At 52.1% G+C, this 19,753-nt stretch carries 22 protein-coding genes; 15 read left to right on the forward strand and 7 right to left on the reverse strand.

Translation table 11 applies throughout. The annotated features are described in order from the left end of the window. Window positions 1-65: 65 nt before the first annotated feature. Window positions 66-1,442 carry a sodium-dependent transporter gene (locus tag E7Z62_03635; GenBank protein MBE6522203.1) on the reverse strand — a complete coding sequence of 459 codons (1,377 nt, stop codon included), beginning with the start codon at window positions 1,440-1,442 and terminating at the stop codon, window positions 66-68. A gap of 342 nt (window positions 1,443-1,784) precedes the next feature. On the opposite strand from E7Z62_03635, the gene E7Z62_03640 reads away from it, so the two are divergent. From E7Z62_03640 to E7Z62_03655, 4 genes are all read left to right on the forward strand, one after another. Then, on the forward strand, window positions 1,785-4,361 hold the full coding sequence (locus E7Z62_03640; protein MBE6522204.1) for a hypothetical protein: 2,577 nt from the start codon (window positions 1,785-1,787) through the stop codon (window positions 4,359-4,361). 72 nt (window positions 4,362-4,433) lie between these two features. Continuing rightward, a complete protein-coding gene (locus tag E7Z62_03645; GenBank protein ID MBE6522205.1) occupies window positions 4,434-5,720 on the forward strand; it encodes a cation:proton antiporter in 1,287 nt (428 codons plus the stop codon). A 173-nt stretch (window positions 5,721-5,893) separates the two neighbouring features. Beyond that, window positions 5,894-6,442 carry a sodium:alanine symporter family protein gene (locus E7Z62_03650; protein MBE6522206.1) on the forward strand — a complete coding sequence of 183 codons (549 nt, stop codon included), beginning with the start codon at window positions 5,894-5,896 and terminating at the stop codon, window positions 6,440-6,442. Between the two features lie 15 nt (window positions 6,443-6,457). Further along, complete coding sequence (locus tag E7Z62_03655; GenBank protein MBE6522207.1) at window positions 6,458-7,330, forward strand: alanine:cation symporter family protein; 873 nt, start codon at window positions 6,458-6,460, stop codon at window positions 7,328-7,330. A gap of 123 nt (window positions 7,331-7,453) precedes the next feature. On the opposite strand, the gene E7Z62_03660 is transcribed toward E7Z62_03655, so the two are convergent. Further along, window positions 7,454-7,618 (reverse strand): preprotein translocase subunit Sec61beta, encoded by a 165-nt coding sequence (locus E7Z62_03660; protein MBE6522208.1) that lies wholly within the window; start codon window positions 7,616-7,618, stop codon window positions 7,454-7,456. A gap of 269 nt (window positions 7,619-7,887) precedes the next feature. On the opposite strand from E7Z62_03660, the gene lysS reads away from it, so the two are divergent. From lysS to E7Z62_03680, 4 genes are read left to right on the forward strand one after another with little or no spacing between them, the layout of a single operon-like run. Next, on the forward strand, window positions 7,888-9,438 hold the full coding sequence (gene lysS, locus E7Z62_03665) for a lysine--tRNA ligase (protein ID MBE6522209.1): 1,551 nt from the start codon (window positions 7,888-7,890) through the stop codon (window positions 9,436-9,438). Between the two features lie 44 nt (window positions 9,439-9,482). After that, window positions 9,483-9,770 (forward strand): hypothetical protein, encoded by a 288-nt coding sequence (locus tag E7Z62_03670; GenBank protein MBE6522210.1) that lies wholly within the window; start codon window positions 9,483-9,485, stop codon window positions 9,768-9,770. Between the two features lie 5 nt (window positions 9,771-9,775). Beyond that, complete coding sequence (locus E7Z62_03675; GenBank protein ID MBE6522211.1) at window positions 9,776-10,921, forward strand: HD domain-containing protein; 1,146 nt, start codon at window positions 9,776-9,778, stop codon at window positions 10,919-10,921. Window positions 10,922-10,944: 23 nt separating this feature from the next. Beyond that, entirely contained in the window at window positions 10,945-11,502 is a 558-nt protein-coding gene (locus E7Z62_03680) for a flavin reductase family protein (GenBank protein ID MBE6522212.1), read from the forward strand. 36 nt (window positions 11,503-11,538) lie between these two features. Here the strand turns inward: E7Z62_03680 and serS are convergent, their stop codons facing one another. Genes serS through E7Z62_03700 form a run of 4 tightly spaced genes read right to left on the reverse strand, consistent with a single transcriptional unit; the run spans window position 11,539 to window position 14,490 of the window. Beyond that, window positions 11,539-12,813 (reverse strand): serine--tRNA ligase, encoded by a 1,275-nt coding sequence (gene serS, locus E7Z62_03685; GenBank protein ID MBE6522213.1) that lies wholly within the window; start codon window positions 12,811-12,813, stop codon window positions 11,539-11,541. Between the two features lie 9 nt (window positions 12,814-12,822). Beyond that, complete coding sequence (locus tag E7Z62_03690) at window positions 12,823-13,116, reverse strand: YhbY family RNA-binding protein (protein ID MBE6522214.1); 294 nt, start codon at window positions 13,114-13,116, stop codon at window positions 12,823-12,825. Then, complete coding sequence (locus E7Z62_03695) at window positions 13,113-13,430, reverse strand: ribonuclease P protein component 4 (protein MBE6522215.1); 318 nt, start codon at window positions 13,428-13,430, stop codon at window positions 13,113-13,115. The genes E7Z62_03690 and E7Z62_03695 overlap by 4 nt, the downstream gene beginning before the upstream one ends. Window positions 13,431-13,485: 55 nt before the next feature. Continuing rightward, a complete protein-coding gene (locus E7Z62_03700) occupies window positions 13,486-14,490 on the reverse strand; it encodes a hypothetical protein (GenBank protein MBE6522216.1) in 1,005 nt (334 codons plus the stop codon). 236 nt (window positions 14,491-14,726) lie between these two features. Between E7Z62_03700 and E7Z62_03705 the strand changes: the two genes are divergently transcribed. From E7Z62_03705 to E7Z62_03735, 7 genes are read left to right on the forward strand one after another with little or no spacing between them, the layout of a single operon-like run. Further along, window positions 14,727-15,245 carry a 50S ribosomal protein L16 gene (locus tag E7Z62_03705; protein MBE6522217.1) on the forward strand — a complete coding sequence of 173 codons (519 nt, stop codon included), beginning with the start codon at window positions 14,727-14,729 and terminating at the stop codon, window positions 15,243-15,245. Window positions 15,246-15,252: 7 nt separating this feature from the next. Then, window positions 15,253-16,242, forward strand: coding sequence for a diphthamide biosynthesis enzyme Dph2 (gene dph2 / locus E7Z62_03710; GenBank protein ID MBE6522218.1), 990 nt, complete (start codon window positions 15,253-15,255; stop codon window positions 16,240-16,242). 1 nt (window position 16,243) lies between these two features. Then, window positions 16,244-16,873, forward strand: coding sequence for a hypothetical protein (locus tag E7Z62_03715; protein ID MBE6522219.1), 630 nt, complete (start codon window positions 16,244-16,246; stop codon window positions 16,871-16,873). 39 nt (window positions 16,874-16,912) lie between these two features. Continuing rightward, window positions 16,913-17,656, forward strand: a complete 744-nt coding sequence (locus tag E7Z62_03720) for a methanogen marker protein 4 (protein ID MBE6522220.1) — start codon at window positions 16,913-16,915, stop codon at window positions 17,654-17,656. Window positions 17,657-17,658: 2 nt separating this feature from the next. Then, window positions 17,659-18,132: a 6-pyruvoyl tetrahydropterin synthase family protein gene (locus tag E7Z62_03725; GenBank protein ID MBE6522221.1), complete on the forward strand. Its 474-nt coding sequence runs from the start codon at window positions 17,659-17,661 to the stop codon at window positions 18,130-18,132. Beyond that, the gene (gene queC, locus E7Z62_03730; protein MBE6522222.1) at window positions 18,132-18,806 is read left to right on the forward strand and encodes a 7-cyano-7-deazaguanine synthase QueC; all 675 of its coding nucleotides are present in this window, start codon (window positions 18,132-18,134) and stop codon (window positions 18,804-18,806) included. Before E7Z62_03725 ends, queC begins: the two co-directional genes overlap by 1 nt. Next, complete coding sequence (locus tag E7Z62_03735; protein MBE6522223.1) at window positions 18,793-19,419, forward strand: radical SAM protein; 627 nt, start codon at window positions 18,793-18,795, stop codon at window positions 19,417-19,419. Before queC ends, E7Z62_03735 begins: the two co-directional genes overlap by 14 nt. On the opposite strand, the gene E7Z62_03740 is transcribed toward E7Z62_03735, so the two are convergent. Next, on the reverse strand, window positions 19,420-19,752 hold the full coding sequence (locus tag E7Z62_03740) for a hypothetical protein (GenBank protein ID MBE6522224.1): 333 nt from the start codon (window positions 19,750-19,752) through the stop codon (window positions 19,420-19,422). Window position 19,753: the final 1 nt, after the last annotated feature.

The following is a 19,753-nucleotide window of genomic DNA, read 5'->3' on the forward strand; positions in this document are numbered from 1 at the left end:
GTATAAAAAACGTGACAATTCTGGTTGATGGAAAGGCGGGTGTCCGTTTCCGGACACCCTTACTGTCAGTACAGACTGAATATGCCGAACAGGTCCAGCAATCCGAAGACCAGCATGAAGGTCAACAGAATCGGACAGACATATTTGATCATGACTGTGAACGGTTTCTCGAATCTGAACGCCATGCCTTCAGCCTTAACCTCGTCGGTTATCACCGTGACCTTGATCACATATCCGATGAAGATACAGGTCACTATGGCGATGATAGGCATCAGTACGGAGTTGGTGATACTGTCGAATATTCCGAGCCATCCTGCACCCTGGGAGAACGGACCGATATCTATCATGAGCGGACCGAATCCCAGTACGGTTATGACACCCAGCACGATCAGTATGATGCTGGAGACTATTATGGACTGTTTCCTTCTGGCCTTCTTCATATCCACGAATACAGAGACAACGGTCTCCAAGAGCGAGACGGCCGAGGTCATTGCGGCGAACAGAACGAGCAGGTAGAAGATAGGTGCAACAATCTCTCCCGCAGGCATGCTTTCGAAGACCTGAGGCAGTGCGACGAACATGAGTCCCATTCCGCTGGAGTCTCCAAGACCCTGGGTGAACGCTGCGGGGATGATCATCAGACCTGCAAGGATTGCGACACTGGTATCGATAGCACTGATGTTCCTGGCAGATCTCTCGATGCTGACATCCTTCTTCATGTAGGAACCGTAAGTGATCATGATTCCCATGGCCAATGACATGGAGTAGAAGATCTGACTGATCGCGCCCAGGAAGGTTCCTGCGCTCAGCTTGGATACATCGGGGTTGAGGTAGAAGTTTACTCCGTCCCAGATGTTGGGCAGTGTGAATTCGTAGATGATTATTCCAATCATCATGATGAGGAGCAGAGGCATCAGAATCTTGCTGAGCCTCTCGATTCCCTTGTCGACACCCAATACGATACAGCCTATGCACAAGGCGGCGAATACAAGGAACCAAATTGTGGGGTCGGCCATTCCGGAGATCTCTCCGGTGATGTAATTCCACCAGTATCCGGATTCAGTCAATGTGTCCAGCTGGCCTATAGCCGATGTGGCGAGCCACTTTGTGACCCATCCTCCGATCACACAATAATATGGGACGATCAACAACGGAATCAATGCAGCGACGATTCCGATCCACTTGTACTTGGAGCACAGGTCTCCGAAAGCACTGATACAGGATTTACCTGTCTTCCTACCCAGAGCAACCTCAGCAATCATCAACGAGAATCCGAACGTTAAGGCGAGGACAATGTAGATGATGACGAAGATTCCGCCGCCGTAGTGCGATGTCAGATACGGGAATCTCCAAAGATTCCCGAGACCGACCGCTGAGGCGGAAGCGGCAAGGACGAATCCGACCTTTCCGCTGAAGGAAGCTCTGCTCTCATTCTCAGACATAAAGGGTGTAAATAGTATCCATCAATTTAAAGTCCTACATTGAGGATGGTTCAGCATTGTATATCATTAGGCATCTGGCTATCGATTATCTGATGATTGAGAAAAGAGTCAAGACCTGAACATCAATGGGATGTATTATCCATCACATTCATAAGGTCGCTATCATTCCTTATTAAGAATAAAGGCGAGACCTTTATATCGTATTACGAAGATATGTTCCCTGGATGGGATAGCATGGGTTTAGGCTCACGCAAATTTAGCGAAGGCTCTCGTAGCCTGTTCGGTAGTATATCAATACCGAATCTGAAGAAGTCGGAATTCGCCGACGCGTTTCGTAATGGGGTGGGGCAGATATCTGCGCTCACCAAGAAGATTGAAAGGACGCGCGAATCTACTGTATCGAAGAAGGCGAACACAGGTGCTCGTGATCTGAGTGCATATGGGTTCGAGAACTTCCAGGTATCGGACGATATCGAGGTCTTTGTACACGGGACCACCGCAGAGGAGGCGTTTAGCAACTCTGAGATGGAATTCAAGCCTGCCGCCGTTGACACAAAGGTGACCAGGGTACAGATTCCCGTTTCCAAGACAGCGAACATCGAGGATTATTCTGCAAAGTCCTTCAAGGCCCCCAAGGCCGAACCAGTCAGACCGGTTGCCAAAGTGCAGCCTATCGTCAAGGTTCCGGTGCAGCAGCCTATAGCAAAGGCACCGATTGTGGAGGTCCCCGCAGAACCTGTTGTTGAGGCACCAGTTGCGGAAGCCCCGGCGGAGCAGATCGTTCCTGAGATCATCGCAGAACCTGTTGTTGAGGCTCCTGTAGAACAGCCTGCTGCTGAGGCTCCTGTTACCGAGCAGCCCAAGATCGAGGAGTTCTACGATCAGCCGCTGATAATCAGACCCGAGATCATCGATGATGAACCGGCCGAAGTAGAAGCCGAAGAGATAGAGGTCGTTGTCAGCAAAGAACCTGCAGCAGAAGTTGAGTTTAAGCCAGAATCTCTTTTCGGCAACATCAAGCGCGGAATGAACGAGGAAGTAGACACACACGTTGGACAGCTTCAGGACGGATTCATCAAGGAATCTGTATCGAAGGTCACCCTCGAGGATTATGACTTCATCCAGACCGCGGACGAGATCCGTGCAGAGGATGTAGCAATCGATGAGATGGAGATCATGGATGCCATGATCGCACCTGTTCCTGCCGCAGTCACTCAGGATGAATCAACTGTCGAAGCACAGGCAGAGGTTCCTGCAGCGGTCCCGGAAGAGGAGAAGGTCATGCTCAAGCCCTATGTCCAGCAGTCGATGCAGATCAGGGCCGAAGAGGAGGATGTCCTCTATGTTGAGAGGGCAGTTCCCAAGCTCGAGGACTTTATCAAGGAGGAACCCGAGGTTGACATCACCGAGTCCTTCGTAGGATTCATGGGAATGATCCCTGCTGAGGAGCCCGCACCCGTTAAGGCAGTCGCCGTCATCCCTGAGTGGGATGTGACGGAAGCATCCGCCGCTAACTTTACAGATTATATTTCAATGATGCCCGAGGAGTCCACCTGGGCAGTCGCCCCTGTTTGGGAGATTGCCGACGAGGCCGCAGAGTCCTTCGTGGCATACCAGAACATTTGGCCCCAGTACCCCAAGGCAGCAGTGATCGTTCCTGAATGGGACACCACCACTGATGCCTTCGCAGACTACCTCGCGTTTATCCCCGAGGAGTCCACCTGGGCAGTCGAACCCGCATGGGACCTCACCGACGAGGCTGTCGAGGCCCTTGCGGCATTCGGAACTATCAGACCCGAGTACCCCAAGGCCGTAGCCATCATCCCCGAGTGGGATACCGCGGCTGAGAACTACTGCGAATACCTCGCATCAATTCCCGAGGAATCCACCTGGGCAGTCGCACCTGTATGGGATGTCAGCGATGAGGCAGCGGATGCCTATGCAGCCTATCTGACCATCTGGCCCCAGTACCCCAAGGCAGCAGTCATCATCCCCGAGTGGGATGTCACCGAGGCCTCAGCAGAGACCTATGCAGACTACCTAGCATCAATCCCCGAGGAGTCCACCTGGGCAGTCGAGCCCGTCTGGGAGATCGCAGATGAGACCGCAGAGTCCTTCATGGCATTCCAGACCATCTGGCCCCAGTACCCCAAGGCAGCAGCCATCATTCCCGAGTGGGATACCGCGGCTGAGAACTACTGCGAATACCTCGCATCAATTCCCGAGGAGTCCACTTGGACTGTCGCTCCTGTTTGGGATGTCAGCGATGAGGCAGCGGATGCCTATGCAGTCTATCTGACCATCTGGCCCCAGTACCCCAAGGCAGCAGTCATCATCCCCGAGTGGGATGTCACCGAAGCAGCGGTGGCCGGATTCGAGGGATACATGACCGCAGAGAAGGACTACTTCAACGAGTCTATGATGGTGGTCGCAACCACAGTGTCCGTCAACAGGATCCAGTTGGATGCCATCGAGAGGCACGTGACCGATGCCGTAGCGGCAGTCTCCGGAGTGACCGGAACCGTCGCAGAGACCTCCAGCAAGGATGAGCTCCTGATCAAGGTGAAGGACAACACTGACTTCAACCAGGAGAACCTCCAGGTCGTTCCCGAGCTCGATCCCGAGAAGAAGGTCCGCACCAGCCGTTTCGTCTTCAAGGACGGAAGGCTTCAGAAGATCACCGAGGAGATCACCCTTGATGAAGTTGACACCACCGTCGCGGAAACATCAGCAACCGTTTCCGAGGACGTGATGGTCGAGGAGATGCCGGCGGCAGAGGAGAAGGTGGATGTGATCCCCCTCCCCGCAGCCCAGGCATTCGCGGCTCTTCCCGCACCCGTTGCGAAGAGCGCTGAGGGAGTGAAATTCTCCTTCGGAAAATCCAAGAACAGCTACGGATCAGTAAGGTTCCTCTTCTGATTTCGAGATAAACCCCTTCCCATCCAAACTCTTTATCTCAGTTTTTTATAAGATTATAGAATACCAGTGAGTATGGAATTCCTCTTGCAGGTTCTGTTCGCAATGGCAGTCATCTTCGTGATGGCCCGTATAGGTTCATTCGTTTTCTCCAAGCTCGGGCTTCCCGGTCTGATTGGAGAAATTCTTATCGGAATCCTCATCGCGAACATAGCGGGAGGTTCTTTCATGACAGATGTTCTGGACATCTGGTTCGATTCGGCAGGCAACCGCAGCGAGACGTATACGGTCATCTATACGCTTGCCGAATTGGGAGTGATATTCCTGCTGTTCTCCGTCGGATTGGAGACCAAGGTAAAGGATCTGTTGGGATCTGGAAGGGCAGCGATGCTCTGTGCTTTGCTGGGAGTCATTCTGCCCTTTGTCGCAGGTCTCGCACTTGTCCTCGCAGTCGGCGGATATGACATGAACTGCGCCATGTTCATGGGTGCGGCGATGGTCGCCACGTCCGTCGGTATCACAGCACGTATCATCAAAGACATGAGGCTGATGGAGGTCAAGGAATCCCGTATCATCATCGCGGCAGCGGTCATAGACGATGTCCTCGGAATGATAGTACTCGCTATCGTTCAGGGAATGGCGACCAGTGGCGGTGACATAGAAATCTTGGATCTCGCCATCATCATAATCAAAGCGGTCGTATTCGTCCTCGTAGCAATCGCAGTGGCCAAATATGTGGTCCCCAGGATCTACGACTTCTTCGACAAAAGGAATCAGGCAACCATTGCTAAGGGTAAGGTCCCGTATTCCTTCAACAAGCTCATTCTGGCGCTCATCGTATGTCTGTCGATGGCAGCCCTCGCTGAGTTCATCGGATTGGCTGCAATCATCGGAGCGTTCCTGGCGGGAATGATGTTCGCAGATCATGCTTGGGAGTGGGAATTGGAGCACAAGGTGGAGGCCATCACATCTCTGATGATCTCCTTCTTCTTCGTCAATGTGGGATTGATGGTAGACATCTCGTCACTAACTGATTTCGCAATAGTAGGGCTCGTTGTCGTCGTCATCCTTCTCGCAATGGCCACCAAGTTCATCGGATGCGGTCTCGGAGCAAGGTTGGGAGACAAGACGATCGATAAATCCTCATTCTCCATCATCGGAGTCGGAATGATGCCCAGAGGAGAGGTCGGTATCATCATCGCATCCATAGGTCTCAACGCCGGTGTGATGACCGGAGATCTGTATACCGTAGTCGTCATGATGTCTGTGATGACAACCATCATCGCGCCTCCGATCCTTTCTGTTCTGTTCAGGAAGAAGTACAAGACAGAGTACGAGATTGTGCCCGAGGATAGGATCTGATCAATCCACTTTATTGATCTGTAAGACGGGTCTGTCAGGCCCGTCTTCAATCTTCATATCCATTCAAAGCAGTCAGGGTACTGGCCTTTCTGATTGTAACCAGTTATATCGGTAAAGGAATCTGAACGTTTTCACAAACCGTTGTATATACCACTAATCCAGTTTAACGTATAATGTCATTCGATTTCGATTCATTCATAGATATGGTCTGGGAGTTCGACGATTATTTTTGGTTCATACCATTGGTATTGATAGTCGCTCTCGGTCTTTATTCCACAGTGAAGTTCAGGGCGGTCCAGTTCACCGAGCTCAAGGAGATGTTCAAGGTAACGTTCTCTTTGGAGAAGAGTGTCCGGGACAAGATCACCCCCTTCCATGTGTTTTGTGTGAGCATGGGCAACCGTATCGGTGTAGGAAACATCGTGGGACCTATCACCGCTTTGATCTTCGGAGGGCCCGGAGCGATCTTCTGGATGTGGATCTTCGCCACGTTGGGTGGAGCTACGAGTTTCGTGGAGACCACGGTCGGACAGATCTTCAAGAGCAAGGATGAGAACGGGGATTTCATAGGAGGTCCCGCCCATAATGTGGCCAAAGGATTGAACTCGAGGAAACTCGGTGTGATCATCGCTGTTCTCATGATCGCTGTGTACATCGGCGGTTATGTCCTTTCGGAGATCACAACGATCTCCTCATCGTTCAAAGGAGCTTACGATTTCTAGTACAATACGCTCGTTATCGCAATCATCCTCGCAGTCATCGCTGTTCTTGTTGCGATAGGCGGTTTCAAGGGCGTTGCCAAAGCATCGGTCCTTCTCGTTCCCTTCATGGCGTTGGCATGGATCATATTGACCTTGGTGGTCATCCTGATGAATGCGGGCGGCATTCCCGACGCCGTGGCCTCCATATTTACATGTGCGTTCAATGTGCCCTCGGCAGTCAGCGGAGGCATCGGTGCCATGATCGTATGGGCATTGAGGAGAGGTGTATGGTCCAATGAGGCCGGAGAGGGTACCATCACCAACATCTCATCATCGGCCAGCGTTCCACATCCGGTCAAACAGGGTCTATCGCAATCCATCGGTGTCCTCTTCGATACCCTTGTCAGCACGATGACTGCTCTGGTCATCCTATGCTACTTTAGTGGAGACTACGACGCGCTCGCCGCATCCGCCGCATCATTTGATAACAGTTCGATGCCGATGCTGCAGTATGTGATCGGTGAGTCTATTGGAGGTATAGCTCCGACGTTGGTGTTCATCTTCCTCTTCCTGTTCGCGATCACATGTTTCATGGGAGATTACGTCATAGGTATGAACAATCTGAAGTTCATCACCCAGGATAGGAAGGTCAAGATCGCATTGGTCATAATCACGATAGGCATCGTGTTCTTCTCCGCTTACTCCGGTTCGGAGGGATTGTACGCCATCATGGATGTCCTGTTGGGGGTCTGTGGTATCGTGAACTGTTTCGTGATGTTCAAGCTCTCGAAGTTCGCATTCGAGGCGTTCAAGGACTATCGCAGGCAGAAGGCAGAGGGAATTGAAGATCCCGTGTTCCACAAGAGTGTCCTCTCGGATCCATCCGGTGTGACCGAGTGGGACGACTGAAACTCATTAATCGTCCTCCGAAAGGAGGGCGATATCACTTATTATTGAAAACGAACAGACTGCAATTTCGAAAATTACAGTATCGACTGGACGGTGTACGCCTATCAGTCAAGAAAGTTAAGTTCAGAGGGAGAAGAACGCGCTAGCGATCTCCACGATAACGATGACTGCGATAGCGATACCGATGACTGCGTAGGGGCTGATCTTGAGACCCTTCTCGTTCTCAACGTCGAAGTATCTCATCAGACCTGCAGAGGATTGGAATCCGCTGTCGTTTTTCTTTGCCATGGGTTAGCGAAACATAGATTACTATAAAAACAATGCTATGAAACCTGATGCGAACCTCAGATAATAAAGGCCCTCGGATCCCGTTACCCGAGGGCTTGTAATCCGTTTGTACACGATGCTGAGGCTTCAGCGATGAGAGTCTGCCATTGTGAGTTTATATACCTATCCGGAAACTGGTTTGGGATTCATCCAACCGGGAGGCCGTATTGTGAAGTTCTCGCAGGACCGAAACCCATTTTTATTATACATATATGGGGTGAATCGATAGAATGCATTGGGCAGATGTAATCGCACAGGAAGTAGCAGATACATGCGAGCACCCGTTGATCGCAACAGGTATCAGTCCTACCGGAATCATACATGTCGGAAGTCTCAGAGAAGCGATCACAGGAGAATCGATCCGCAGCGCAGTCGCATCCAAGGGAAAGGATGTCAGGCTCATCTACTTGATCGATTCGTTCGATCCCCTCAGGAAGAGGTATGAGTTCCTCCCCGAGGAGTACGAGAAGTATGTCGGTATGCCTATCTGCATGATCCCCTGTCCTTGCGGCAAGCATAACAACTATGCCCATCACTTCATCCAACCTTTCTTGGATGCGGTCGATTCCCTGGAGGTCCACTGCGAGATCGTATGGACCCATGAGCTCTATGCCAAAGGGGAGTTCGCCAAGTGGATCGACATGACAATCACCAAAAGGCCCGAGGTCATCCAGATCATCCATGAGGTTACAGGAAAGGACGCAGATCCCAATTTCTCGCCTTACGATCCGCTCTGCCCAGATTGCGGACGCTTCTGCAAAGCAAACTTCGACACCTATGAGTTCCCGTACCTCGAGTACAGCTGTAAGTGCGGTTCCCACGGAAAGGTCGACATTAGGAAGATGGAGGGAAAGCTCAAATGGAGGCTCGAGTGGCCTGCCAAGTGGATGATCTTCGGAACATCCGCGGAACCATTCGGAAAGGACCATGCGGCGGCCGGAGGATCCTACGATTCCGGAAAGAGGCTCGTATCCGAGATCTTCGGAGGAAAGGCACCCTATCCGATCCCCTACGAGTTCGTCCAGCTCAAGTCCGGCGGACAGATCGTGCAGATGCACAAGTCCCTCGGAAGTGCGGTCACAGGTCTTGACGCCATCAACATGACTCCTCCAGAGGTTCTCAACTACCTGTTCCTCAGGTCGCAGCCCAACAGAGCTATCGATTACGATTACGGAATGGGGCTCCTCGACATGGTCGATGAGTACGACAGGATGGAGAGGGCATACTTCGCGAACGAGTTCACAGAGGCGGAGGAGAACAACGTCGCCGCCTATGTCATCGCACAGCACAACCATGTTCCCGAGAAGCTCCCGATGCAGATATCCTACAGGCATCTGGTCAATGTCGTCCAGATGACCAAGGACTTCGATGGAGTGATCGAGGTCCTCGGAAGGACCGAGGACATGTCCAAAGCGACTGATTTCGATCTCAAGAGACTCCACGTCAGGGTAGACTGCATAAGGTTCTGGCTGGCCAATTTCGCACCCGAGAATGTGAAGTTCTCCATTCAGGAATCCGTTCCTGCCGACATAGCGCTCAGCGCGGACGAGAAGGGATACTTCAAGACCCTTGCGGAGAAACTGAAGACGATCGGATGGAACGCTGACGAGATCAATTCAGCCGTAACGGAAGTTGCCAAGGACGGAATTGGGAACAAGGGCGCATTCAAGGCCATGTACAAGATCCTCATCGGAAAGAACATGGGCCCCAGACTCGGACCGTTCCTGGCTAGCATGGACAGGCAGTTCGTCCTCGACAGGCTCAAGCAAGCGTCTCAGTGAGCGGTATCAGTCACCGTTTTATCATCGGAGAGGGATGCAGGGACATGGATTGGAACGAGTTCGTGTCATACGTCACGATTGCAGGGATACCTCTAGCGGTAATATCATTCCTGGTGTACGTGTTCAACCCTATCTCGATCGCCCTCTACTTGTTCATCATCGGAGTGGCGATGATGGTCATCGGATACTCCATAGCTTCATTCCAGACGCATAGATTGTCCAGGCTTCTGAAGAACAAGATGGAAGAGACGGACGAGACTGGTTTCATAATGAGTCTGGACGGGGCATACACTCCTAATCCCGATGAGGCGACCATAGAGTATCTGGAGTGAGCCGGATGTCAGCTCTGAACGCCCATATCCTTTACCTCCTCTTCGATTCTGCCAACATGCACAGGTGGAACGATCACCTTAGGCCGGTAGACCTGACGGAGATGGACAAGCAGGCCCATAAGGCGGCCATCTCATGGGTTCTTGGAAAGTTCGAGGAGAAGGCCGGAAACGATGTTGATTGGCGCAGGCTCATCGAGCACCAGATGTTCTCGTTCATCCAGCGTTCGGTGCTTACCGACCTGAAACCGCAGGTCTTCCACAAGATCTCCCAGGAGAGAAGGGATGAGGTCAACGCATTCGTGACTTCGGAGTTCGACAGGCTCATCCCGGACTCGGACGAGGATTTCAGGACCAGATTCATCGAGTATCTCGGAAAGGACTACAAGTCCCGTGAGGACGACATCATACGTGCCGCCCATTATCTGGCCACCCGTTGGGAGTTCAACCTCATCTATGATTCCAACAGGTCCCTGTACGGTATCGACATAACCCGCGAGGAGATCGATGAACAGATCGACCAGCACAAGGACCTCGCAGGTATCAAGGAGATCACCACGGAAAGGAGCACCACATTCAATTTCATCGATCTTATAGGCCAGCTAAGATTCCAGCAGCGCTGGGCAAGGACCCCGCGCATACCAAAGACCACTGTGCTCGGGCATTCCCTGATGGTGGCAGATTCCATATACCTTCACGATCTGGATTCCAAAGCATCGGATAGGCAGATCTACAACGATTACTATACCGCGCTCTTCCACGATCTCCCGGAGGTGCTGACAAAGGACGTGATCACACCCATCAAGGTGAACGTATCAGGTCTGGCAGCCGTGCTGGAGGATTATGAGCGCGACCTGGTCGAGGAGAAGATCATCCCTCTCATCGACAGCGATTGGCATGACGAGTTCAGATTCATGGTCCTCGATCCGTTCACTGATGTGGAGGACGGAAGGTTCGGTACCCGCAACGGTTACGACATCAAGACCTGCGACAACCTGGCAGCATACATGGAAGCGCACATCTCCATCTGCTACGGGGTAAGTTCGGCCACACTCAGGGACGGAGAGCACGATATACGCGTGAAGCTCCTGGGAAGGAAGAAAGGCATCGATACGGCGAAGATCATCAGCGATCTCGATACGATGCATATTTGATTTAGAATCGCTTTCTTCGGTTCATGAGGAAAGATTACGGAGCAAAACCCTGCATCTACCCTGAGCCTGTCCTTATCATCGCCACCTACAACGAGGATGGGACACCCAATGCCATGAATGCTGCCTGGGGAGGCATACACGAAGATACCGAGATCGGCCTTTGTCTGTCCCCTGAGCATAAGACCGTGAAGAACATCCTGGCCCGCAAAGCCTTCACTGTGAGCTTCGCCACCGTTGAGGCCCTGGTTGGATCCGATTATGTCGGAATCGTCTCAGGCAACGATGTGAAGGACAAGTTCTCCAAGGCGGGATTCACTGCCGTGAAGAGCGAGAAGGTGGATGCCCCTATGATCAAGGAGATGCCCATCTGTCTCGAGTGCACTCTGAAGAGCTATACAGAATCCAATTGCGAATGTATCGGAGATATCGTGAACCTCAGCATCGACGATTCAATCCTTACTGACGGAAAAGTCGATTTGAAGAAGTATCATCCGATCATATACGACGGACTTAACCATGACTATCTTGCGTTCGGCGATAAGGTAGGCAACGCGTTCAACGACGGAAAGAAACTCAAATGAAAACGATGGGGGGATTCCCCCATCTGTTAAACCTGTTTAGTGTCTTTTATCGATGACTTCCTGTCCCCTCATGTAGGGTCTCAGGACTTCAGGGATGGTGATTGTACCGTCCTTGTTCTGGTAGTTCTCCATAATAGCGACGATGGTCCTTGGGAGTGCAAGTCCGGAACCGTTGAGGGTGTGGACGAATTCACTCTTAAGGTGAGGCTCTGGCCTGTACTTGATCCTTGCCCTCCTTGCCTGGAAGTCGGTGAAGTTGGAGCATGAGGATGCCTCGAGCCATGCATCCTTTCCGGGTGCATAGAGTTCAAGGTCGTAGCACTTGGAGCATGAGAAGCTCATGTCCCCTGTGCACAGGAGTAGCACTCTGTAAGGGAGCTGAAGGCCGTTGATGAGGTCCTCTGCGTTCTTCCTGAGCTCCTCGAGCCTCTCGTATGACTTGCTGGGTTCGACGAAGTTGACCATCTCGGTCTTCCTGAACTCGTGGACACGGATGATTCCCTTCGTGTCGGCGTGCTTTCCCACTTCGCGCCTGTAGGATGTGAGGTTCGCGGTGTAATATATGGGAAGCTGCGACTTGTCGAGTATCTCGTCCTGGAGAAGGTTGGTGATAGGTACTTCCGCTGTGGGGTTGAGGTACATGTCATCCTTTGCGAGGTAGTACATGTCGTCCTTCAGGTTGGGGTACTGTCCGGTTCCGATGACCGCGGCCTTGTTGATGACCGCGGGGACAACGAGCTCCGTGTATCCCTGATCTTTGTGAACGTCGAGGAAGTAGTTGATGAGCGCACGCTCGAGCCTTGCTCCGTCGCCCTTCATGACGTAGAATCCGCTTCCAGCGACCTTGGTGCCTCTGTCGAAATCGATGATGTCGAGTTCCTCTGCGAGCTCCCAGTGCTCTTTGGGCTTGAAGTCGAACTTCCTCTTCTCTCCTGCCTCGTAGACGACAACGTTCTCGGTGTCATCCTTTCCGATAGGAACGGACTCGTGAGGGATGTTGGGGATGTTGAGGACGCAGTCCTGCCTGATCTCCTCGAGCTCGGCCATCCTGTCGTCGTTCGCTTTGATCTTGTCACCTACGCCGCGCATCTCTGCGATCTTGGCGTCCTTCTCCTCACCCTTGGGCATCTTGGAGATCTCCAGGGAGACGTCGTTCCTGGTCTTCCTGAGACGGTTGTTCTCGTCCGTGAGCGCTCTCCACTCGGAATCGGCCTCCAGGAATCTGTCCAGTATGGATTCGTCCCTGTTCCTGTTCCTAATCATCGTCCTGATCATGTCGGGGTTCGATCTGATCACGTTGACATCTAGCATTTCATTACCTCAGAATTTCTTTTGGGAGAGTGAGGTCCATGTTCTCTTGTCGGTGACGACAATGACTCCTCCGCGGACATCCACGATGACAGCACCAGTGTTCTCTTCTATTGCGGCTGCTGCGTCCTTCGCTCCGTCCTCGGAATTGGACAGTACCTTGACTTTTATCAGACGGTTCTTCTTGAGCTGGACCGTTATCTCGTCGAAGAGCCCCTGGTCGAGACCGTCCTTCCCCACATGCACTGTGGGGTTGATCTCGTTGGCACGCCTCATGAGTTCCTTCCTGGCATCTTTCTCCGTCATGTTCTCTGCTCCCTGATGTACGGATAGCGCCGTACTTCGCCGCACACATTGCATCTCATGCATACCCTGTGGTTCGACAGCCTGACAGTGCAGTTGACTCCAGGCATCATCGGGAGGTGGCAGTTCTTGCAGAACCTCTTTTCCTTGGGCATCCTGACGCGTGTCTTCCCGCTTATTGCCAAGGCGATATCGACGTATCTTCTGGCCCTGTCCTCCCTGCCGTTCCTGACGGCTTCCTCGGACATGGTCAGCAGTTTGTCGATACGGTCCGCTCCGATCTCGTGGATTGTAGCGTTCGGCAGATGGCGTGACATGTGCGCACCTAACGGTTCTGACATTCGCCGTCTTATAATAATTATTCCCTGAACTTCAGAGGTCCGCGGCGGGTAGCAACGACATCAGATACTCCCTGATCTCCTGTTCCTCGCCCTCGAACTGCTTGTCGGTATCGACGTAGGTCTCGAAAAGGAATAGGGCATATTCGTGGAATGCGATGATGCTTTCGTCCCAAGAGGGTTTATTGATGTAGATGCCGACGTCGTCGTTGTAAAGCGACCAGATATCCTTCTCTGCATCATAGCCTGTCAGCGCGACCAGAGGGTTCAGGAGGTTCCTGTCCCCGTTCTTGGTTATGATCCTGTGGAACTTCAGATTGGGTATCGTGTAGCAACCGGTGATCTTCTCGATGCTCGTGATGTGTCCGTCCTTGTTCCTCACGACGTTCCCAACGACGATCACAGGTCCTGCGTTGGCGAATCCAGGTATGTCGGATGAGACTATGTTCCTGTCGAATGTGAGCGGTACAAGGAATTGGTCGTTGGTAAGGTTCCAGTGATTCTTCCTGACATCGTCCCTCTGAATCTTTCCTACCGCCGCGGACAGCCATTCGGTGCGGACGGTGTATTGGAGTATCTTTTCCCTCTCAAGACCCTTGAACTGTCTGACGTTGTCATCGGATCCGTACTCTAGAATGTACCCTTTGAGGTGGTCGGTGAGGTCTACAAGGTCCTTTGCGATGATTGTGCGTGCCTCTTCGTCCTCGAAGTTATCCTTCATCCAATCGCCTACGGCACCTGTGCCCAGGAAATCCAATGTGGCACAGAGAATGTTCATTGCGCCTTCGAGCGCCTCGTCATTGCCTTCGGAAGGACCTGTCGTGAGCCCTCCGTTGTCTCCGCCGATCGTGAGGTCGAATTTCTTGACAAGGCTTTCGGGAATCTCGTTCTGCAGTCTCATAGAAGTCCTCAGAAGCATGCAGCCTATGTCCGTGAGCAGTTTCTGGACGTCAACCATGGTCTGTCCTGCAACAGCGATGGGTACACCTTCTCTACTGCCGGAATCCGCCGGTATCACTCTGAAACTGAACGAGCGCATCAGAAGTATATCGTCCAGATAGTTAATAAACTATCGAGTTTGTGGCAGGTTTCGAGGAGTTTTACGGTACACCGTGAAGATGGTTTGCCCCTCTTTTCCTATAATACGCGCAAAAAACGCCATAACATTTATATGGACGTTGTTAATCGTCCGAGACAGAACGCAGGACGGTAACCTAGACGTTATATACAGCGTCTGGATTGTCGAGCCTATCACAATCACAATTGGTGGTTAAAATGGTAAGAAAGCCAGCATCGATGTACAGACAGATCAAAGGGCAGGCATACACTCGCCGCGAATACATGGGAGGAGTGCCCGCCAGCCGTGTCAGCCAGTATGAGATGGGAAACACCAGGCAGGAGTTCCCCGTCACACTCACATTGAAAGTCAAGAACCGTGTCCAGGTAAGGCACACCTCAATCGAGGCAGGCCGTATCGCAGCCAACAAGGTTCTCACCTCCCAGGCAGGAGTCGCCAACTACCACATGACGGTCAGGGCGTACCCCCACATCGTCCTCAGGGAGAACAAGCTCGCAACCGGCGCAGGAGCAGACCGTGTTTCGAGTGGAATGCGTCAGGGATTCGGAAAGGCGGTCGGAACAGCTGCAAGGCTCGAGCGCAACCAGGCAATCCTGACGGTCAGGGTCAACCCTGATAAGGTCGATGTTGCGAAGGACGCTCTCTGGAGAGCATCCATGAAATTCCCCTCCCCTTGCTACGTAGACGTAGAGCAGGGAAAGGAATTCGTAAACTGATTCAAAGATGTTCGATTTCCAACTGGACAACATCGTTGCATGGATTCGCGACGGGGGTTACACCTCCGTCGCCCTCCAATTGCCCGAGGGTCTTAAGATCCGGGCAACAGAAATTTCTGATTATCTAACTGAAAAGACCGGTGTCGAGACGCTTATCGTCGGTCTCCCCTGTTACGGTGCATGCGATCTGTACGACTACAGGGGAAAAACTGACGCTTTGGTGCATTTCGGCCACTCGCCCATCCCCTCGCAAGGGGATGACCCGAATGTTTTGTACATCGAAACCCGCTCCGATGCGGATGTCGATGGTAGTATACTAGGCCTTCTGAGCGGTCTGCCTGAAAGGATAGGTATGCTGGCGACCATCCAATATCTCGATCTCATCCCCAAGGTAAAGTCCATCCTGGAGAAATCCGGCAGGAAGGTCTTCGTGGGTACCGGGGACAGGCGCATCGCATATCCCGGACAGGTCCTTGGATGCAACGGCAGTTCGGCCGAGGCTGTGTTGGACGATGTTGATGCATTCCTCTTCATAGGCGAAGGGGATTTCCATCCTCTTGCGGCAGCATTCGGCATCAAGAAGGACGTTATCGTTCTGAATCCCGTTACATCGGAGGTCAGGAGTATGGCCGAGGTCCGTGACAGGATACTCAGGAAGAGGTTCGCTGCAATTCAAACTGCCAAGAATGCACAGAGTTTTCTTGTCATAGTCTGCAGTAAGGTCGGCCAGAACAGGTCTGAAGAAGCAGATAGAGCTATAGAGAAGATAAGGTCCCACGGTCTGAAGGCATACAAGGCGATTCTGGAAGAGATAACCCCCCTTTCGCTCTTGTCATATCGCGTGGATGCTTATGTGAACACTGCATGTCCGCGTGTGGCCATGGATGATTCCGCAAAATACGATCATCCGATGATCACCCTTACGGAACTCGATATAGTTCTGGGCGACAGGGAATGGGCCGATTACGAGTTCGATCAGATAAGGCCCGGGTGCTGATATGCGGATCGATCGGCAGAAGCTGATAGAACTCAACAGATTTCATTTCCGCATCAATGAACGGACCAACCGTATTCTCTGCATAACAATGACGATTCTGCTGATCTTGTACAGCGGTGTCGGCCTCGTAATGTTCTCGCTGTTCGATGCGTACAATGCCCTAATGTTCATAGTGGCCAATGCCGTTTGGCTTGTAGTCGCGATGGTAGTTCTGCTGAAGTATACGAGAAGTCCGTATGTGGTCATCGCCCTTTACATGACCGTCATCGCCACTGACCGCATCCTGTCATGGATCAACAATGCCTATCTCGATGGGGTGGCATGGGAAGATGTGTTGGAGATAGTCATGGCAGTATGGATGTTCATAATGGGTCTCAGAGCCGTCATGGGCAGATTGTTCAGTCGTTTCCCGATGATACTATCCACTGCAGTGTTCATCATCTTGGATTTTGTGTTCGAAGTACCATATTACTTCAACGTCCTAGAGTACCTGAGCGATCTTGTCCTGGGGTCATTCATCTCTTCAGTCCTGCGTCTTCTGCTGTATTTCCTACTGATAGCTCTGCTATTGTGCAACGGTAATCCCGAAAGGAAAGGTAGGACGATCGCAGAACGGGCATCGGAATCCTGAGTCGGCCCTATTTTATAAATGAATAATATTGGTGGTAATATGTTCAACACAGAGGCTCTCCTCTCGAGTGAATTCCCGAAGGTACGCGTAGGTATCGGACGCGGTACAGACGCAGGGAATGTGGAGAAGAGCGTTGAGGCCATGAAACAGTATGATGTGACCGTCTACGATGAGCCCGAGGTTCTCATTGATGATCTGGTCGCCGGAAAAATCGATGCCGCGATCCGTGGCGATATGTCATCTTCAGTACTTCTTCCGATAGTGAAACAGAAGTTCGGTCTGAAAGCCTTGGAAAGGATAGTCTTCATGGAGCTGCTCAACGGAAAGATGATCATCATGGCGCCCGTGGGTATCGACGAGGGTTGGTCCGACGAACAGAGGACAGAACTCGCCAGACAGTGCGTCAAGATGGCCAAGAGGATCGGTCTCGGAACCAAGATCGCCGTCATGTCCGGAGGAAGATGCGAGGACAGAGGAAGGTGCAAGGCTGTGGATACATCAATCGACAGTGCGCTGAACATCGTCAAGACACTCAAATCAGAGGGGTACGACGCATACCACTGCCAGATCCTGATCGAGGATGCCGTCAACAATGCGGACATACTCATCGCACCTCAGGGAATAGTCGGCAACATCATATTCAGAACGCTCCACTTCATCGGCGGGGCAAAGGCGCTCGGTGCGCCCATAGTCAACATGGACAAGGTCTTCATAGACACTTCCAGAGTGAAGACAGATTATACGGATTCGATCGCTTTGGCGATGAGACTTACGGAGGAATGAAGATGTATCTAGAGATCGACGGAGGTTATGGAGGGATCAGATTCTCCGCATGCCACTTCATACCTAGGCACGAGAAGTGCTCAAGACTCCACGGACACTCCTATATCGTCCGCCTCAGACTCGAGGGAGATATCGGCAAGGAAGGGATGATAATGGATTTCGTCGTCCTGAAGAAGAAGCTCAAGGAGATCATCGAAGAGGTAGACCACAAGACACTCCTGCCCACCAAATCAGAGGATGTCAAACTGACGGTCACCGAGGAATCCGTAGAGGCCATCTGCGATGGGAAGAGATATGTATTCCCCAGAATGGACGTCACTTTGCTCGACATCCCCACCACTACGGCCGAGGAAATGTCCAAGATGATGGCGGAGCGCATGGTCAAGGAACTGGAATTGCCTCCTAACGTTAAATCGCTCTCCATCGGTCTGGATGAAGAACGCGGACAGACCGCCTGGTATCAAGTGGTGCTCTGATGTCCAAAGCGGTAGTGCTTCTCTCAGGAGGATTGGATTCCACAACATGTCTGGCGCAGGCCATCGCAGACGGATGTGAGCCTACTGCCATCAGTTTCAGGTACGGTCAGAGGCATACTAAGGAATTGGAATCCGCAGCAGCCGTTTGCGATTTCTACAAGATCCCCCACGTCATCATAGATCTGAATCTCAGTTCTTTCCGCTCTGCTCTCACAAGGAAGGATATCGATGTTCCCATGGACAGAGAAGGCGAGCTTTCTGAAGAGATCCCGATCACTTATGTCCCCGCCAGGAACATAGTGTTCCTGAGCATAGCCGCCGGTTTATGCGAATCGATCGATGCGGACAGGATCTACATCGGTGTGAATGCCGTGGACTATTCAGGTTATCCTGACTGCACTCCCGAGTTCATCCAATCATTCCAGCATACCTTGGAAGTCGGTACCAAAGCGGGGAAGGAAGGCCATCCCATCAAGATTGTCACACCCATAGGAATGGACTCTAAGGCGGACATAGTGAGGAGAGGCAAGAGATTGGGTGCGCCACTGCATCTGACGTGGTCCTGCTACAACGGCGGAGCGAAGGCATGCGGTCACTGCGACTCATGCAGACTGAGGTTGGCCGGATTCGAAGAGGCCGGATACAAGGACGAGATCCCCTATGAGGATATGTGAGATTTTCAGATCCATCCAGGGAGAGGGACTCACCATGGGTGTCCCTACAGTTTTCGTGAGGGCAGTAGGATGCAATCTGGATTGCGCTTGGTGCGATACGAAGTATTCCTTCACCGGCGGTACGGAGATGACGATCCCGGAGATCATCGAGAAGGTCGGAAGCTGCAGGACGGTATGCGTGACCGGCGGCGAGCCGATGATTCAGAAGGATATCTATCAGCTGCTGGATGCTCTCGTCGAAGCAGATAAGTTCATAGTTCTGGAGACCAACGGGGCGGTTGATCTGAAGGATGTTCCTGACGACCCGCACATCATGATCAGCATGGACATCAAATGTCCTTCATCAGGTATGAGCGAAAGGATGATCGATTCCAACATCGAGCTTTTGAAGAAGAAGGATCAGCTGAAGTTCGTGATTCAGGACCAGAATGATTTCGATTATGCCGTGAAGTATCTCAAAGACCATCCGGCAGATGCCAATGTGATCTTCGGTCCTGTCGGAGGGACCGATAAGCTGGAATGGCTTGTCGAAGAGGTTCTCAAAAACGATTTGGATGCCAGGGTACTGCCCCAGCTCCACAAGATCATTTGGGGCGACAAGAGGGGCGTTTGATCACGCCGCGTTCCTCTTGTGCCTTCTGACGAAATCAACTATGCACTGTTCGACGGGGCCTTCCTCGTCGTAAGATACGAAAATGTTCGATTTTCTGAGGATGTCCAGGCCGTGCATTCCGATGCCGCCTGTGATGACTGCATCGGGCTGGAGCGTGGTGATCGCCTTTGCTACCGCCACTCCCGCGCCTTCAGGAGAATCCGCGAACTCGTTCTCAATCACATGATAGTCCAGTGAATCCGTGTCGACCACGAGGAAGAAGGGAGCATGGCCGAAATCCTCGGCCACCTCCGAATCTAGTGTCTCTCCTTCAGAGATAACTACGACCCTCATC

The sequence above is a fragment of the Thermoplasmata archaeon genome (assembly GCA_015063285.1).
GTDB lineage: Archaea > Thermoplasmatota > Thermoplasmata > Methanomassiliicoccales > Methanomethylophilaceae > Methanoprimaticola.

Excerpts from the sequence above, each read along its gene's own strand:
- E7Z62_03635 (MBE6522203.1), bottom strand. The coding sequence starts at position 1,442 with ATGTCTGAGAATGAGAGCAGAGCTTCCTTCAGCGGAAAGGTCGGATTC.
- E7Z62_03645 (MBE6522205.1), top strand. The coding sequence starts at position 4,434 with ATGGAATTCCTCTTGCAGGTTCTGTTCGCAATGGCAGTCATCTTCGTG.
- E7Z62_03650 (MBE6522206.1), top strand. The coding sequence starts at position 5,894 with ATGTCATTCGATTTCGATTCATTCATAGATATGGTCTGGGAGTTCGAC.
- E7Z62_03660 (MBE6522208.1), bottom strand. The coding sequence starts at position 7,618 with ATGGCAAAGAAAAACGACAGCGGATTCCAATCCTCTGCAGGTCTGATG.
- lysS (MBE6522209.1), top strand. The coding sequence starts at position 7,888 with ATGCATTGGGCAGATGTAATCGCACAGGAAGTAGCAGATACATGCGAG.
- E7Z62_03670 (MBE6522210.1), top strand. The coding sequence starts at position 9,483 with ATGGATTGGAACGAGTTCGTGTCATACGTCACGATTGCAGGGATACCT.
- E7Z62_03675 (MBE6522211.1), top strand. The coding sequence starts at position 9,776 with ATGTCAGCTCTGAACGCCCATATCCTTTACCTCCTCTTCGATTCTGCC.
- E7Z62_03680 (MBE6522212.1), top strand. The coding sequence starts at position 10,945 with ATGAGGAAAGATTACGGAGCAAAACCCTGCATCTACCCTGAGCCTGTC.
- serS (MBE6522213.1), bottom strand. The coding sequence starts at position 12,813 with ATGCTAGATGTCAACGTGATCAGATCGAACCCCGACATGATCAGGACG.
- E7Z62_03690 (MBE6522214.1), bottom strand. The coding sequence starts at position 13,116 with ATGACGGAGAAAGATGCCAGGAAGGAACTCATGAGGCGTGCCAACGAG.
- E7Z62_03695 (MBE6522215.1), bottom strand. The coding sequence starts at position 13,430 with ATGTCACGCCATCTGCCGAACGCTACAATCCACGAGATCGGAGCGGAC.
- E7Z62_03700 (MBE6522216.1), bottom strand. The coding sequence starts at position 14,490 with ATGCGCTCGTTCAGTTTCAGAGTGATACCGGCGGATTCCGGCAGTAGA.
- E7Z62_03705 (MBE6522217.1), top strand. The coding sequence starts at position 14,727 with ATGGTAAGAAAGCCAGCATCGATGTACAGACAGATCAAAGGGCAGGCA.
- dph2 (MBE6522218.1), top strand. The coding sequence starts at position 15,253 with ATGTTCGATTTCCAACTGGACAACATCGTTGCATGGATTCGCGACGGG.
- E7Z62_03715 (MBE6522219.1), top strand. The coding sequence starts at position 16,244 with ATGCGGATCGATCGGCAGAAGCTGATAGAACTCAACAGATTTCATTTC.
- E7Z62_03720 (MBE6522220.1), top strand. The coding sequence starts at position 16,913 with ATGTTCAACACAGAGGCTCTCCTCTCGAGTGAATTCCCGAAGGTACGC.
- E7Z62_03725 (MBE6522221.1), top strand. The coding sequence starts at position 17,659 with ATGTATCTAGAGATCGACGGAGGTTATGGAGGGATCAGATTCTCCGCA.
- queC (MBE6522222.1), top strand. The coding sequence starts at position 18,132 with ATGTCCAAAGCGGTAGTGCTTCTCTCAGGAGGATTGGATTCCACAACA.
- E7Z62_03735 (MBE6522223.1), top strand. The coding sequence starts at position 18,793 with ATGAGGATATGTGAGATTTTCAGATCCATCCAGGGAGAGGGACTCACC.
- E7Z62_03740 (MBE6522224.1), bottom strand. The coding sequence starts at position 19,752 with ATGAGGGTCGTAGTTATCTCTGAAGGAGAGACACTAGATTCGGAGGTG.